This window comes from Marinobacter flavimaris (assembly GCF_045057155.1).
In the GTDB taxonomy this organism is placed as follows: Bacteria; Pseudomonadota; Gammaproteobacteria; order Pseudomonadales; family Oleiphilaceae; genus Marinobacter; species Marinobacter manganoxydans.
The window spans coordinates 3,097,854-3,112,568 of sequence record NZ_CP171359.1; the positions used below are offsets into that span (position 1 = coordinate 3,097,854).

Consider the following 14,715-nt stretch of genomic DNA (forward strand, 5'->3'; position numbering starts at 1 on the left):
GTCGGGTGCCGTCAGTTACGGGAAATCAGGGTGCCGACACCCTCATCAGTGAAGATCTCCAACAGACACGCATGAGCGACCCTGCCGTCGATAATATGGGACGTGCGCACGCCGTTTTCGACGGCACTCAGTGCACAACGGATCTTGGGGAGCATGCCACCATGAATGGTGCCGTCCTCAATGAGATCATTGACCTGCTTGGCCGTTAGCCCGGTAAGCACCTTGTCTTCCTTGCTCTTGAGACCGGAGACGTTGGTCAGCAGCATCAGCTTCTCGGCCTTCATGGCCTCGGCCACCTTACCCGCCACCAGATCCGCATTGATGTTGTAGGAGGCGCCATCCGGTCCCACGCCAATCGGTGCAATCACGGGAATCAGGTTGCTGCGGGTAAGCATCTCAATCACATCCACGTTGACACTGGCGACCTCGCCGACATGGCCGATGTCGATAATCTCCGGGCGTTCCAGTTCGGGAGAGCGGTCGACCACCTCCAGCTTGCGGGCTCGTATCAGATTGGCGTCTTTCCCCGTGAGCCCAACGGCCATGCCACCGTGAGAATTAATCAGGGACACGATTTCCTTGTTCACCTGACCACCAAGCACCATCTCCACCACATCCATGGTTTCGGAATCGGTTACCCGCATGCCGTTGACGAATCGGGACTGGATGTTCAAACGCTCCAGCAGCTCGCCGATCTGCGGGCCACCGCCATGGACAACGATCGGGTTGATGCCTACAAGTTTCATCAGCACCACATCGCGGGCAAAACTGCTCTTCAGGTCTTCGTTTTCCATGGCGTTACCGCCGTACTTGATGACCACGGTCTTGCCGGTAAATCTCTGAATATAAGGCAGGCCCCGGCTAAGTACCGAAGCTACCTGCATTGCTGTTTCACGATCCAGCGCCATGTTTTTGCCTTGTTGATCCTGTATTGAAACTTGCCTGTGAAACTCGGTGACTGCGAATCAGAAATCCGCCACCAGATCCGGCGCTGCCTTCTGCAGCTGGTCACGGAACACAGACTTGATACGCTCCAGCGCCTCGTCGGTCTCCGCTTCAAAGCGTAAGACCAGCACCGGCGTGGTGTTTGATGCCCGGCACAGCCCCCAGCCGTCGGCGTAGTCCACCCGGATGCCGTCGATGGTGCTGATATTGCCGTCACCGAAATCCCCGGACTCGCCGAGGCGTTTGATAATGTCGAACTTGGAACTTTCCGTCACTTCGACATTCAGCTCTGGCGTACTGATGTCATCCGGGAAATCCTCGAAAACTTCATCGCTGTGACGATCCTCAATGCCCAGAATTTCCAGCAGGCGGGCCGCAGAATACAGACCGTCATCAAACCCGTACCAGCGCTCGCCAAAGAAAATATGACCACTCATTTCCCCGGCCAGCAAAGCGCCAGTCTCTTTCATTTTTGCCTTCATCAGGGAATGACCGGTTTTCCACATGATCGGTCGGCCCCCGGCTTCTGAAATCACCCCGGCCAGCCTGCGGCTGCACTTCACATCGTAAAGGACATCAGCCCCCGGATTACGTGAAACCACATCCCGGGCGAACAGCATCATCAGCCGGTCCGGCCAGATAATCTTGCCGGAATTGGTTACTACACCGAGACGGTCACCATCGCCGTCGAAGGCCAAACCGATATCGGCCCCTTCCGATTCAACCCGGGCAATCAGATCCGCCAGATTCGCTGGCTTACCTGGGTCGGGATGGTGATTCGGGAAGTCACCGTCCACCTCGCAGTAGAGCGGAATCACTTCGCAGCCCAGCTCCTCGATCAGCATGGGTGCCAGCTCCCCGGCAATGCCATTGCCGGCATCGACGACCACCTTGAGCGGTGCCGCTACCGCAATATCGCCAACAATCCTGTCCAGGTAAGCACGGCGCACATCCTCGGTGCTCTGGCTGCCCCGACCGCTGGCAAAATCTCCGGTCTGGATGCGCTGATACAGTTTCTGGATGGCCTCACCTGAAAGGGTTTCGCCACCCAACATGATTTTCAGGCCGTTATAGTTGGCCGGGTTGTGACTGCCGGTCACCATAACGCCAGAGCCAGTCTGGAGTTCGTGGGTGGCAAAATAGAGGACCGGTGTGGGCACGGCACCCACGTGAATAACGTTGCACCCGGCTGCCATGACACCGCGTGCCAGGGCATCGGCCAAATCCGGGCTGGAATGGCGGCCGTCATAACCAATGCAAAGGCTGTCGACACCGCGCTCCCGGGCCTCCGAACCGATGGCCCGACCGATGACTTCAACGCCCTCGGCGGTCAGGGTTTCGCCGACAATACCCCGAATGTCATAGGCCCGGAAAATATCCTGGGAAAGCTCCACTTGAGGCAGGGCCACCTCTTCCACGTCCGGAGTGTCGCCGGAACCAAAGACGGTATCATCGCCGCTGCCGAAGCCCAGAACGTCCTCATCGCCATCAAGCATGTCGATATCGGGCATGTCCTTGTCCTGGAACAAAGGCTCATCGCCGCCCTTGGCGGCACCACCGCCAGACTTTCCGGAACCGGCCGGCCTGGGTTTGGCGGTTTCTACAGCCTTGGCGACCCGTTTATCAACCACCTGTGACAAACGGTAGAGCACCTCACCGGTTGAGGCGACCATATCCCAACGGAAGGTCGGCAGCTTTACCCGCTCTCCGCCGAACACCTTGTGCGCCCACTGGATCAGGGCCGTCACATCCTGACGCAAGCCCTTCTGGGCCCCGCCCAGCAGTACCCAGACGATGATGGCAGCGATCAACGCGGGCACGCCGACCAGAAGCGCGATCATTACCGTATCAACCGGCGCTGCGGACGATTTTGCAGGGGTGTAGGCTACGGTCCAGTCCGGATTGGAAAGCCGGCGGGATTCCGCGTTTCCGGAGCCGCTGCCGTTACTGACCACGGTGCGGGATGAACCGGACACGGTCTGCACCAGCGCGAGCTGACCACCGAGGCTGGAGTTGACCACTTGCAGCAACGGCTGGATCTGGCCGGAGTCGAAGATAATCAGCAGGCTGCCGATGACCGCATTGCTGGTCGGATTGCGAACCGGGGCTGCCATCTGGACAAACCACCGGTTATCCCGTGGAAACGCGTCGGGAAACAGTCGCTGGCCGGTTTCAGCGCGCCGGGCCAGCTCAAGCCCGGAGAAGCCCAGCAGGCCCTCACTGCTGGAGGTGCGTGGAATGTCACGGTAGGGAAACAGATGCACCGCCTCGATGCCGGGCAGTGAATCCGCCAGCTGCACCTCGGTCGCCGGAATCTCGTTCCGGCTGCTCAGGGCCTGAACGACATGGGGCTGCGTCGCCAGACCATTGACGCTTTTCTGGACCTGGTCAAAATACTGGTTCAGTCGAAGGGCGGCGGCATCCGCTTCCAGAACTTTCAATGACTCGAAGCGTTCCTTTGCAGACGGCTGAACCACCAGAAAATGAAGCAAGGCAACGGCAATCACCCCCGCAAGGACCACGACCAGCGACTGGCTCACCGCCACGGAATTGAGTCTCTTCAGTTTGGGTCCCGAAGAACTGGTTTTTTCCTTCTTCACCGCCTTCTTCGCCGGCTTTTCATCAACGGACGCGTCGGCATCTTTCTTTTTACCCAGCTTCATAGTCCATCCTGCAGTTGTAATTTTATCGTCCTGGACAAGCAGTTATCCGCAAAGTATAGACGCCGGCACAATGTTCTGCGTGGCCGGCTTCCCGGTCACCTTGTGCCGGTGGAGCCAAAGCCGCCTTCACCGCGGGCGCTGGCGTCGAATTCCGAAACCACCTCAAAATCAGCCTGCACAACGGGTACCAGCACCAACTGTGCCAGACGCTCCCCCACATCCACGGTAAAGCTGGTGCGCCCCCGGTTCCAGCAGGACACCATTAACTCGCCCTGGTAATCCGAATCAATCAAGCCCACCAGGTTGCCAAGCACTATACCGTGCTTGTGGCCGAGCCCGCTTCGGGGCAGGATCATGGCCGCCAGCGATGGATCGGCAATGTGGATCGACAACCCTGTCCTGATCAGTTGGGTATCGCCCGGCTCGAGGGTCAGCGGCTCGTCCAGACAGGCCCGAAGATCAAGGCCTGCGGAGCCTTCGGTGGCATACTCGGGAAAGGGAATCTGGCTGCCAATGCGATCATCCAGAATACGTACCTGAAGATTTTTCCTGCTCATGAGGGGTCCTGTCGATTGTAGTTCCGGGTGCGCTTCGCTGAGTCAGCGGGCGGCCTGACCAAGATGTTCACTTATCATTGCCACCAGCTCACGGGCAATGTTCGCTTTACTGTCCGGCCCGATTGACGTCTGGCCACCCGACCAGAACACGGTTACCGCATTGTTGTCGCTGTTGAAACCCAGACCCGGCGCAGAAACGTCGTTGGCCACGATCATGTTCAGCTTCTTGCGTTGCATTTTGTCGGTGGCGTAGCTCGCCACATCGGTGGTTTCGGCCGCGAAACCTACGCTAAAAGGCGCATCGTCGCGGCCGGCTATGGTAGCCAGGGTGTCGGGATTGCGCACCAGCGAGAGCGCCATGGCGTCACTGGACTTCTTGATCTTGTCTCCGGCACAGGTTTCCGGACGGTAATCGGCGACCGCAGCTGTCGCAATAAACAGGTCACAGCCCTCATCCACGGCGTTTGAGGCTTCCTGCAACATGTCCTCGGCCGTTAACACCGGACGAACCTCGACACCGTTAGGCGCGGAAAGCGCTACCGGACCACTGACCAGAATCACCCGGGCACCTGCCTTCTGCGCCTCGCTGGCCAGGGCATAACCCATTTTCCCGGAGCTGTGATTGCTTATATAGCGCACCGGGTCGATAGGCTCTCGGGTCGGGCCTGCAGTAATCACGACCGTCTTGCCAGCGAGCACGCCTGTGCGACCGTGATCGACAAGCGCAACAATGTCCTCCGGCTCCAACATTCTCCCTGGCCCGGTATCACCACAGGCCTGCGCTCCCTGAGCCGGCCCCCATAATTCGATCTGGGGATCCTCTTCAAGCAGCCGGATATTTCTCTGGGTACGGCCATTGCTCCACATTGCCTGATTCATCGCAGGCACCACGGCAATGGGCGCCTCGGTTGCACAACAAACGGTGGTTAACAGATCGTCGGCCATCCCCTGGGCAAGGCGGGCGATAAAATCGGCCGACGCCGGCGCAACGACCAACTGATCAGCCCACTTGGCCAGTTCAATATGCCCCATACCAGCTTCCGCCTCAGGGTCCAGCAAGGACGTCCTCACGGGCTCGCCACTGAGGGCCTGAAAGGTCAGTGGTGCCACGAACGCTTCCGCCCCGCGGGTCATAACAACCCTCACCTCATGGCCCGCTTTCTTTAACTGGCGAACCAGCTCGGCACTTTTATAGGCAGCGATACCACCGGTTACTCCCAGGAGGATTCTTCTGGCGGCCATAGGGGCTCCGTTTCCACACAAAATGAAAGGCTTATAAGATAGCATGCTCTGGCCGGGGCGACAGCCCGGCGGGGCATGCATACGTTTACCGATTGTTACTTTTTAAAGTAACCTTTGTAACCCTGAGAGGCCCGTCGCGGCGCAGGAAGCGCCCGAGCAGGACACAACCAACGCAAGGAAGCCAAAATGACCGACTCCACCTGGCCCACGGACGAGCGTCCGAGGGAACGTCTGCTCGCCCACGGGGCGCAGACCCTTTCCGACGCCGAACTGCTCGCCATATTTCTACGCACCGGTACCACTGGCATGCCGGTTATGGCCCTGGCACGTTACCTGATTGAGGAATTTTCAGGACTTCGGGGGCTGCTGACCGCCTCCCAACGCCAGTTCTGTAACGTCAAAGGCCTGGGAACGGCAAAATATGCCCAGGTTCAGGCGGCCATGGAAATGGCCCGGCGGGTCATGGATGAACCATTGCGCCAGGGTGATCCCCTGCGCTCTCCCGAAGATACCCGCCGCTTTCTTACCAGTCGGCTCGGCACCTACCCGCACGAGGTTTTCGCAGGCCTGTTTCTGGACAATCGCCATCGCGTCATCCAATACCGTGAGTTGTTCCGGGGCACCATCGATGGCGCGGCCGTCTATCCGCGGGAAGTGGTGCGACAGGCTCTGGAGGATAATGCAGCTGCGGTGATTTTCGCTCACAACCACCCCTCCGGCGTCGCCGAACCGAGCCAGGCCGACATTTCCCTGACCCGCCGCTTGAAAGAGGCCCTCGGACTGGTGGATATCAGGGTTCTTGACCATATGGTTGTTGGCCATGGTGAGGTAGTATCTCTCGCTGAACGGGGTCTGCTGTAAAGCCCGATGGTTAACCTTGCACGGCAATGCCGGAAAACTGGCCAAATTCCCAACAATTTTTTGCGTTGGGGGGCGAGTTCTGGTATAAAAGCGTCCCTTTCTGGCGGCGTCTGGCGAGCAGCGTTCAGTTTAGAGGCGCGAATGGGGGCGTAATGGCTCCTTAGCAACCAGAGACGCATTAAAAAACGAATTCGTATTATTGAGACCATTGCTCAGGTCGGAGGCAAGTATGTCCAGAGTTTGTCAGGTTACCGGTAAGCGTCCGGTATCCGGTAACAACGTTTCCCACGCGATGAACCACACTCGTCGTCGTTTTCTGCCGAATCTGCAGAACCATCGTTTCTGGGTTGAGTCCGAGAAGCGTTTCGTGAAGCTGCGCGTATCCACCAAGGGCATGCGCATCATCGACAAAAAAGGCATTGACGCTGTGCTGGCCGATCTTCGTGCCCGCGGCGAGAAATTTTAAGGAGCCGCATCATGCGCGAAAAAATCAAGCTGGTTTCATCAGCAGGTACTGGTCACTTCTACACGACCAAGAAGAACAAGCGTAACACTCCGGAAAAAATCGAGATCAAAAAGTACGACCCGGTTGTCCGCAAGCACGTTGCGTACAAGGAAGCCAAGATCAAGTAATTCCTGATCCGGCATCCAAAAAGGCCCGGCCAATGCGCCGGGCTTTTTTTTGACTTGATGCTATTCAGAACTTCTCCAGGTAGCCCTCCGGCAACGCCACATCCATGGCGATGGGCAGGTGATCCGACATCGGATAACTCACCACCTCGGACCGGCGAATCTCGAGTGAAGGACTTACCAGGATATGATCCAAAGCCTTCTCCGGCCGCCAGCTGGGGAAGCTATGGGCGGTATCCGGTAGCGGTACCAGATCGGTTTCCCTGAGGGGCGTCTGGGTCAGTAGCTGTTCGGCATGGGCGTTCATATCCCCCATCAGAACCACATGCCGGTAGTCGGCAATCAGCTCCCGGATGTAGCCCAACTGACGTTGCTGGGCCGTCTTGCTGAGGGAAAGGTGCATCAGCACCAGCACCAGTGGATCATGCTCGGTTCCGTATCGGGCGATGATGGCGCCCCGGCCCGGAATCAGGCCCGGCAACTTGTGTTCGGTAACGTCAAGGGGCCGATACCGGCTCAGCAGGCCATTGCTGTGCTGGGCGATCTGACCGAGATTCCGGTTCAATTGCTGGTACCAGTAGGGAATGCCGGCCGCTTCGGCCAGATATTGCACCTGGTTGATATAGCCGCTGCGCAGACTGCCCCCATCGCACTCCTGCAAAGCCACCACGTCGTACCCGCGCAGCAGGGAGGCAATCCGATCCAGATTTTCGATACGGTTACGGTGAGGCAGTATGTGCTGCCAGCTTCGTGTGAGGTAATGACGGTAGGACGAGGTGTTGATTCCCACCTGAATATTGAAGGTGAGCAGGCGGATGTGCCGTTTCGGTTCGAACTCCGGCACATGCTCGGTCCCGGAACAGGCACCCCTGGGCCCGCCGGCCGGCCTCAGGATGCCATTCAACTGCTTTCGGATATGCTTGTACATAGTGGCGGCCTCAACCGGCCGGCTGGTCTTTGCAATGGGGCCGGAATCCGTAACGGGGGTTATTCCACCTCGCCACGCTCTTTGGCGACAAGGTAGTCCACCACGTCGAGAACGGCCTCATGGCTGCCGGCCATGGATGCACTGACAGTGTACTTGCCATTAACCAGCATAGTCGGCGTTCCGGTAATCCGCGCGCCACGGATTTTCGATTGAGCTTTCTGCATACGGGCATTCACGCCAAAGCTTTTGTAAGTGCTGACAAACTCATCCGGATCTACACCGTAATCCGCAACAAAGTCGGCCAGGGCTTCAGGGGTATTCAGCGGTCGACGCTCACCGGCAAGCGCCTCGAACAGGGCATCGTGCACCTTGTCCAGCTCCCCCATGGCCTCAAGCGCATAAAAAGCGTAGGCGTGGGGTTCCCAGTTTCTGCCCAGTGCCGCAGGGATCTTCACGTAATTGACGTAATCAGGAGCACTGGCCGCCCACTCCTCAATCAGAGGTTTGAAGTTGTAACAATGGGGGCAGCCATACCAGAAGACTTCCGCTACCTCGACACCGGAATCGCTTTCGGTTCTTACCGGGTTATCCAACCGATTGTAATGGGTCCCTTCTTTCCACTCTGCAGCACTGGCCAGGCCAGAAACAGACAGCGCCAACAGGAGCAGGAAAGCCGTTCTGAAGGATCGAAACATGAAAAATCTCCGGTTATCTGAATATCGTTTTGGGAGGATTATGACCCAGCGTACCTGAAAAGTTCCACAGGTCGGCAGTTACAGAAAAGAAAGGCAGCAAAAAACCCCGCACCAGGCGGGGTTTCTAGCTGCAGACCGGCGGCTTAGTTCAGGCCGGAAATGTAGCTGGAGACCGCTTCGATCTCGGCATCGGTCAGCTTAGAGGCCACGTCCATCATGATCGATGCGTTCACGCCGCTGTCCCGCTCACCATCGCGATAGGCTTGCAACTGCTTGACCAGGTACTCTGCGTTCTGGCCACCGAGCGCCGGGTAGCCGGCCGGCTCGTTGCCAACACCTTGAGGGCTATGGCAGCCGGCGCAAGCTGGGACACCCGTTGCCATGTTGCCGCCACGGTACAGGGCAGCACCCTGATCAACCAGATCCGGATCGGCCTGGCCAACAACCATGTCTTTGGAGTTGAAATAAGCCGCCAGATCCTGCAAATCCTGATCGTCCATGTTATCCAGAATACCGGTCATTTCCGCGATATTCCGCTCTTTATCCTTGATCAACACCAACTGGCGATACAGGTACTTCTCACCAAGGCCAGACAACTTCGGGTATACGCCCATCACCGGCTTGGCACCGCCTTGACCGTGACAACCAGCACATACCGCTGCGTTCTGTTCGCCTGCTTGAGGATCTCCCGCCCCGTGCGCCATCGCTGTGAGGCCAACACCGAGAACTACTCCTGCGATCAGTTTTTTCATGCTCGCTCCGCTTCTCTCATCTTTTAAGGGTATTCTTCGCTACGCAGCCGGCAGGCACTGACCAGTCAGGCTCAAAACCGGGGCTGACAGCGGTCGCGCACAGCGCGCCGCCCGGAATTGGTGTAGCATTATACATTAATCCCTGATAACTGAAATCCAAAGGAAAGCCAACCGCTGTGGACCCTGATCTGACTCAAAAAAGCCTCTCATTTAACAGCGCCCGATTCCTCATCAGCGCCTCCCGTCTGGACGAGTGTCCGCCCGATTTCGGAGCGGAAGTTGCCTTCGCCGGCCGATCCAATGCCGGAAAGTCCAGCGCACTGAACGCGATCACCGCCAACGGCAAGCTGGCGCGAACCAGTAAAACTCCGGGGCGCACCCGACTGATCAACTTCTTCTCTCTGAACCGCGAGAACTGCCGAATGGTCGACCTGCCCGGATACGGCTATGCCAAAGTATCCCGGGACATGAAAGACGATTGGCAAAAGCACCTGGGCCACTATCTGAATGACCGGCGCTGTTTACGCGGCCTGGTTCTGGTGATGGACATTCGCCACCCACTGACCGATTTCGACCAAATGATGGTGGAATGGTGCGAACATAACAACCTGCCGCTGATGATTCTGGCCACCAAAGCCGACAAATTGAAATACGGCCAGGCCAAGACCGCCATGCTGGGCATTGCCAAGAACCTGAAATCGTATTCCTGCGTCGAACATCTGATCATGTTCTCTGCAACGTCAAAACGGGGCGTGGACGAATGCCGGGAGGCCTTGATCGAGTGGCTGGAAGCGGAGTAACAAGGAATTAAAGGGTGCCACCGCATTCTATCCGGTAACCGAGGTCAATCACCTGTTCGCCCATGTCCGCGCCGGACAGGCGAGCGATCAGGGCCTCAGCCGCCCTTTGGCCCACCTGCTCACGTGGCGTAATGACGCTGGCCAGCGTCGGCACCATGACCTGACCAACATCGTGGCCGTGGAAGCCTGCTATCGCCATCTGGCCCGGCACCTCGATACCCTGCCGCTGGCACTCGAAAAACGCGCCTATAGCCACGTCGTCGTTGGTGCAGAAGATCGCGTCAGTGTCCGGTTCTTCGATGAGTATGCGTTGCAGCAATGTGGCGCCGACACTGAATGATGAGCGCTGTTCACTGCGCAGGGTAACGGGAATCACCCCCTGCTCCTCCATGGCGCGGGTGTAACCTTCCTGTCGCTGCAACGTGCGGGCATCCAGCCGAACCGCCAGGTACACCACATGGCGGCGACCACGGCGAATCATCTCCCGCACCATATCATAGGCCGCAAGCACATTGTCAAAGCCCACCGCCTGCTCGAAGGGCGTCGTGTGGGTGTCCATGATTTCCACCGTGGGCACGCCTGCTGTTCCCAGCATTCGCAGGGTGCGGTCGGTGTGCTGGCTTTCCGACAGAATCACGCCATCAACGTTGTAGGACAGTAGCGAGGCCAGACTGCGCTCTTCCACCTCGCGGCTGTAACCGTAGTGGGCCAGCATCAGGTGATAGCCCGCCGGTTCAGTGACTGATTCGATCCCCTTGATGACATCGGCGAAGACCTGGTTGGTCAGCGATGGCAGCAGCACACCGATTGCGTGGCTGGTGGATTTGGAAAGCAGATCCGGCGCCCTGTTCGGGATGTAACCCAGCGCCTCGGCATCGGCGAAAATCCGCTCACGCATGTGTTCAGACACATTATTGCCGCCCCGCAGGCAACGGCTCACGGTCATTTTCGTAGCACCGACCCTATCGGCAATATCCTGCAGTGTTGGGCGCTTCTTTTTAACCATTCAGTTTTTCCGCCTCCGGTCGGGTGTACTCAGCACTGCCAGGCAGCGCTCAACAATCCGGTCGGGCGGCTCGCAGACGTCCACGACAATGGCCCCTTCCCCTGGTTCCGGCTCCTCCAGCGTGCGAAACTGACTTTCGAGCATGGAACGACCATTGAAGTAGTGATCTTCCCGACTGGAATGCCGAGACCAGATGGTTTCCATGTCGCCCTTCAGATAGACAAACTGCAGTGACGGATTTCCCGCCCTCAGCCGGTCGCGGTAAGCCCGCTTGAGGGCGGAACATGCCAGCACCAGTCCGCCGTGCTCACACTTGACCAGCCCTGCCAGATCATCCAGCCAACCGCTGCGATCGGCATCGGTCAGCGGCACACCGCTGGCCATTTTGGCCACGTTGGCCGGGCTGTGAAAGTCGTCGGCGTCGAAAAACGGTACCTGAAGACGTTTCGCCAGCCGGGCACCAATCAGGCTTTTGCCACACCCGGACACGCCCATGACGATAATTTTACGAACGCTCATATCACTGCCACCACAAGGCCAGTTGTGGGAATGCTATCAACAGGGCAAGCGCAACAATCTGCAGGGCAATAAACGGCAACAAGGACCGGAAAATCTCGCCGAGGGTGATATCCTTGGGAGTTACTGTTTTCAGATAGAACGCGGCCGGGCCAAAGGGCGGTGACAGGAAGGATACCTGCATATTCATGCAGAACACCACACCGAACCAGATCGGGCTGTAGCCCAGCTCCGTGACAATGGGCACGAAAATCGGCATGGTCAGCAGAGCCACCCCGACCCAGTCCAGGAACATGCCCAGAATCAGTAGAATAAACATCATGAACAGGATGGTGGTTAGCCCATCGCCGCCACTGACTGCAAAAACCATCTCGCGGACAAACTCGATACCGCCCATCAGGTTATAGACGCCCACAAGAGCGGTGGCGCCGATGCCGATCCAGATGATCATGCCACACACCCTCAGCGTACTGATTGTGGCTTTGCGCACCATGGCCAGAGACAGTTCGCCCCGGATCCAGGTACTGATGGCAATGCCCAGCACACCCAGGGCCGAAGCTTCGGTGACCGACGCCACACCGCCATAGATGCTGCCCAACACGACCACCACCGACAGAATCGGGAACAGCAGGGCCTTGAAGAAGTTCGGCGCCGGGGTTTCCGGCTGATCCTGGTCGGAGGGGATGGGGGCCATCTCCGGCTTCAGCCAGACCCTGACCAGCACGTAGCCCATGTAGAGCAGCGCCAGGATCAGCGCGGGCAGGAACGCGCCCTTGAACAGATCACCAATGGAGACGTTTGCGGTCAGGCCATAAATGATCAGGACAATGCTCGGCGGCAACATGGTGCCCAGCGCACCACCGGCACAGGTGGTGCCAATGGCCAGCTTGCGATCGTAACCCAGACGCAGCATCTGCGGCAGTGCCAGAATACCGAGCAAAACGGTTTCGCCACCGATCACCCCCGACATGGAAGCAAGGATCACCGCCACCACCAGGGTCTGGAGGGCAACACCACCGCGCAGCTTGCGGCCAAAACGGGCCATAGCATCAAACAGGTCCCGGGCAATGCCGGAATGATCCAGTAGCGATGCCATCAACACGAACATCGGCACCGCCAGGAAAACGTAGTTGCCTATAAAGCTGTAAAGACGACTGCTGACAATCGGCAGCGCGTCAGGGCCAAACCAGCCCAGGGCAAAGACCAGGGCCACCAGGCCGGTGGCAAAGGCCAGCTGCATGCCGGTCAGCAACAGTACGATCAGCATCACCAGCATCAGCAGGCTGCCGTAGCCAATTCCGAGGGAAGCCAGCTCAAACATTGTCTTTCTCCCCTGCCGGCGCCGGACCACGCAGATCACGAATCAGGTGCAGGACAAACTGGAGGGTCATGACAGCAATCGCCACCAGAATGATCACCTTGAGAAAGGCGGGAAACGGCGGATTCCAGGCCGACCCGGAGGTCTCCAGGCGCCAGCCGCCCCAGGGGGCCCAGACGGCGCCCCTGGCCATGAACCAGCTGGCATAGAGCAGCATCGAACAGAACGCCAGCCCGAACAGATGGTGAACCACCCGCAGCCAACGCTGGACGGCCGGGGACACGGCGTCGTAGATCAGCACAATACGCACGTGGCGATCGGTGGCCAGGGCATAGAGCCCACCCAGCACGAACAGGGTGGCACCGGCGAAGGTCACCGTTTCATGCACCCAGAGCGTCGGCGAACCGAACACATATCGGCGGACAATCTCGTAGAAAGACACCAGGACGATCAACGCGAATACCAGGCTCAGCTTTTTCCCCAGCCAGACAATGGCGCGGTCAAGGCGGGTAAAGCCGATATCCTCGTCGGATTCGGGCAGCAGATCACCCTGGCCCGGAGTGCGCTCCGGGCCGGAGGAAAGGTTTGCAGCAGACATAATGAACTCCGCGCACCGGGCAGGCCCTGCCTGCCCGGTTACTGGTTACGGGGCATTGCCTTCAGAGCAGGCCCTGGGATTCCAGATAGCCGGTTACCGACTGATAGACTTTCTCGGCATTGGGGGATTGCTCAGCGTATTTCTTCCACTGGTCCCGGGCAATGGTGCGGAACTTCCGGCGCTCTTCCGCCGACCAGTCATGAACGGTGATATCCGGATTGGCGCGGGCTTCCCTGACGGCCTTCTTGTCCGCCATGGCCAGCTGGGTGCTGATATCCTGGGCGAAGTCCCGGGCCGAGACGGTCATGATCGTCTGAATGTCCTTGGGAAGCTCTTCCCAATCTTCCAGGTTCATGGCAATTTCGATCAGCGGCAGGGAGTGGAAGCCAGGGTACACCGGATGCGGGGCAATCTCGTGCAGGCCGGCTTCGTGGTTGGTGGAAAACACCGTATAGTCGGCAGCATCGATAACACCCTTGCTCAGTGCGGTGTAGACCTCGGAACCTGGCAGGTTCACTGGCGCCGCCCCGGCGGCGGCAAATACCGACTGCACCAGACCTTCCGGTGCACGCATCTTGAGGCCTTTCAAGTCTTCAACACCATCCAGCGGTTTCTTCGAAACAAACGACTCCAGGCCAGTGCCACCACCGCCAACAAACTTCACGCCATAGGGCGCGTAGAGCTCATTCATCAGCTCATAGCCACCGCCACAATTGATGTAATCGATGAGCTGGTCCGGGCTGGACCAGGCGCCCACGGTATTGCCAATGAGCCCGAACGCGGGATCTTTGCCGGAAAAATAACCGGTCACCGATACATGGCCATCCAGGACGCCCATATTCATGGCACCGAGAGTTTCGGTATGGCTTACCACGCTGCCCACGGGCAGAAGATCAATGGCAACGCGGCCACCGGTCATTTCTTCGACACGGTCAGCCCATTGCTGCTGAATCTCGAAGTTCTTGACGCCAGAGGGGTCGGAGGACTGGAACTTGAAGGTATAGTCCGCCGCGAAGGCGTTAAAGGCAAATGCAGCTGACAGTAGGCCAGTCGCGAGTCGGGTCGGGAACATAATCGCGTCTCCTGATTGTTTTTGTGCCGGCAGATGTTACCGGTAACATCAGAAGCGTATCGAATTCGGAAATCACTTACAAGGGTGTTTTTTTGAGCAGGAAACAGTAGGAATAAAAAAAACCGGCCTGCC

16 protein-coding genes are annotated in these 14,715 nt (G+C 58.3%); 4 read left to right on the forward strand and 12 right to left on the reverse strand.

Features of this window, described 5'->3' with window-relative positions; all coding sequences use genetic code 11:
• Positions 1 to 11: 11 nt before the first annotated feature.
• The 4 genes from argB to coaBC form a co-directional block, all read right to left on the reverse strand.
• Positions 12 to 908, reverse strand: coding sequence for an acetylglutamate kinase (gene argB / locus ACGK9W_RS14635; protein ID WP_008173452.1), 897 nt, complete (start codon positions 906 to 908; stop codon positions 12 to 14).
• Between the two features lie 57 nt (positions 909 to 965).
• Positions 966 to 3,608 (reverse strand): phosphomannomutase/phosphoglucomutase, encoded by a 2,643-nt coding sequence (locus ACGK9W_RS14640; RefSeq protein WP_053113170.1) that lies wholly within the window; start codon positions 3,606 to 3,608, stop codon positions 966 to 968.
• A 95-nt stretch (positions 3,609 to 3,703) separates the two neighbouring features.
• The gene (gene dut / locus ACGK9W_RS14645; protein ID WP_008173456.1) at positions 3,704 to 4,165 is read right to left on the reverse strand and encodes a dUTP diphosphatase; all 462 of its coding nucleotides are present in this window, start codon (positions 4,163 to 4,165) and stop codon (positions 3,704 to 3,706) included.
• Positions 4,166 to 4,207: 42 nt separating this feature from the next.
• Entirely contained in the window at positions 4,208 to 5,407 is a 1,200-nt protein-coding gene (gene coaBC / locus ACGK9W_RS14650) for a bifunctional phosphopantothenoylcysteine decarboxylase/phosphopantothenate--cysteine ligase CoaBC (protein WP_405417285.1), read from the reverse strand.
• 186 nt (positions 5,408 to 5,593) lie between these two features.
• Here coaBC and radC point away from each other — a divergent pair, with 186 nt between their 5' ends.
• From radC to rpmG, 3 genes are all read left to right on the forward strand, one after another.
• Positions 5,594 to 6,268 carry a DNA repair protein RadC gene (radC, locus tag ACGK9W_RS14655; RefSeq protein WP_405417287.1) on the forward strand — a complete coding sequence of 225 codons (675 nt, stop codon included), beginning with the start codon at positions 5,594 to 5,596 and terminating at the stop codon, positions 6,266 to 6,268.
• A gap of 229 nt (positions 6,269 to 6,497) precedes the next feature.
• Positions 6,498 to 6,734 (forward strand): 50S ribosomal protein L28, encoded by a 237-nt coding sequence (gene rpmB / locus ACGK9W_RS14660; protein ID WP_008173462.1) that lies wholly within the window; start codon positions 6,498 to 6,500, stop codon positions 6,732 to 6,734.
• Between the two features lie 11 nt (positions 6,735 to 6,745).
• A complete protein-coding gene (gene rpmG, locus ACGK9W_RS14665) occupies positions 6,746 to 6,901 on the forward strand; it encodes a 50S ribosomal protein L33 (RefSeq protein ID WP_008173465.1) in 156 nt (51 codons plus the stop codon).
• 64 nt (positions 6,902 to 6,965) lie between these two features.
• On the opposite strand, the gene ACGK9W_RS14670 is transcribed toward rpmG, so the two are convergent.
• The 3 genes from ACGK9W_RS14670 to ACGK9W_RS14680 form a co-directional block, all read right to left on the reverse strand.
• Complete coding sequence (locus ACGK9W_RS14670) at positions 6,966 to 7,826, reverse strand: endonuclease/exonuclease/phosphatase family protein (RefSeq protein WP_053113172.1); 861 nt, start codon at positions 7,824 to 7,826, stop codon at positions 6,966 to 6,968.
• Positions 7,827 to 7,885: 59 nt separating this feature from the next.
• Entirely contained in the window at positions 7,886 to 8,521 is a 636-nt protein-coding gene (locus tag ACGK9W_RS14675) for a thiol:disulfide interchange protein DsbA/DsbL (RefSeq protein WP_008173469.1), read from the reverse strand.
• Positions 8,522 to 8,664: 143 nt separating this feature from the next.
• Positions 8,665 to 9,273, reverse strand: a complete 609-nt coding sequence (locus ACGK9W_RS14680; protein WP_053113173.1) for a cytochrome c — start codon at positions 9,271 to 9,273, stop codon at positions 8,665 to 8,667.
• Between the two features lie 176 nt (positions 9,274 to 9,449).
• Here ACGK9W_RS14680 and yihA point away from each other — a divergent pair, with 176 nt between their 5' ends.
• A complete protein-coding gene (gene yihA, locus ACGK9W_RS14685; RefSeq protein ID WP_053113174.1) occupies positions 9,450 to 10,073 on the forward strand; it encodes a ribosome biogenesis GTP-binding protein YihA/YsxC in 624 nt (207 codons plus the stop codon).
• Between the two features lie 7 nt (positions 10,074 to 10,080).
• On the opposite strand, the gene gntR is transcribed toward yihA, so the two are convergent.
• The 5 genes from gntR to ACGK9W_RS14710 all read right to left on the reverse strand — a co-directional run bounded on the left by gntR (position 10,081) and on the right by ACGK9W_RS14710 (position 14,583).
• On the reverse strand, positions 10,081 to 11,079 hold the full coding sequence (gene gntR / locus ACGK9W_RS14690) for a gluconate operon transcriptional repressor GntR (protein WP_405417292.1): 999 nt from the start codon (positions 11,077 to 11,079) through the stop codon (positions 10,081 to 10,083).
• Positions 11,080 to 11,598, reverse strand: coding sequence for a gluconokinase (locus ACGK9W_RS14695; protein ID WP_405417294.1), 519 nt, complete (start codon positions 11,596 to 11,598; stop codon positions 11,080 to 11,082).
• Position 11,599: 1 nt separating this feature from the next.
• Positions 11,600 to 12,916 (reverse strand): TRAP transporter large permease subunit, encoded by a 1,317-nt coding sequence (locus ACGK9W_RS14700; RefSeq protein WP_286802782.1) that lies wholly within the window; start codon positions 12,914 to 12,916, stop codon positions 11,600 to 11,602.
• Complete coding sequence (locus ACGK9W_RS14705) at positions 12,909 to 13,511, reverse strand: TRAP transporter small permease subunit (protein ID WP_273068917.1); 603 nt, start codon at positions 13,509 to 13,511, stop codon at positions 12,909 to 12,911. Before ACGK9W_RS14705 ends, ACGK9W_RS14700 begins: the two co-directional genes overlap by 8 nt.
• 61 nt (positions 13,512 to 13,572) lie before the next feature.
• On the reverse strand, positions 13,573 to 14,583 hold the full coding sequence (locus tag ACGK9W_RS14710; protein ID WP_405417296.1) for a TRAP transporter substrate-binding protein: 1,011 nt from the start codon (positions 14,581 to 14,583) through the stop codon (positions 13,573 to 13,575).
• Between the last annotated feature and the right edge of the window lie 132 nt (positions 14,584 to 14,715).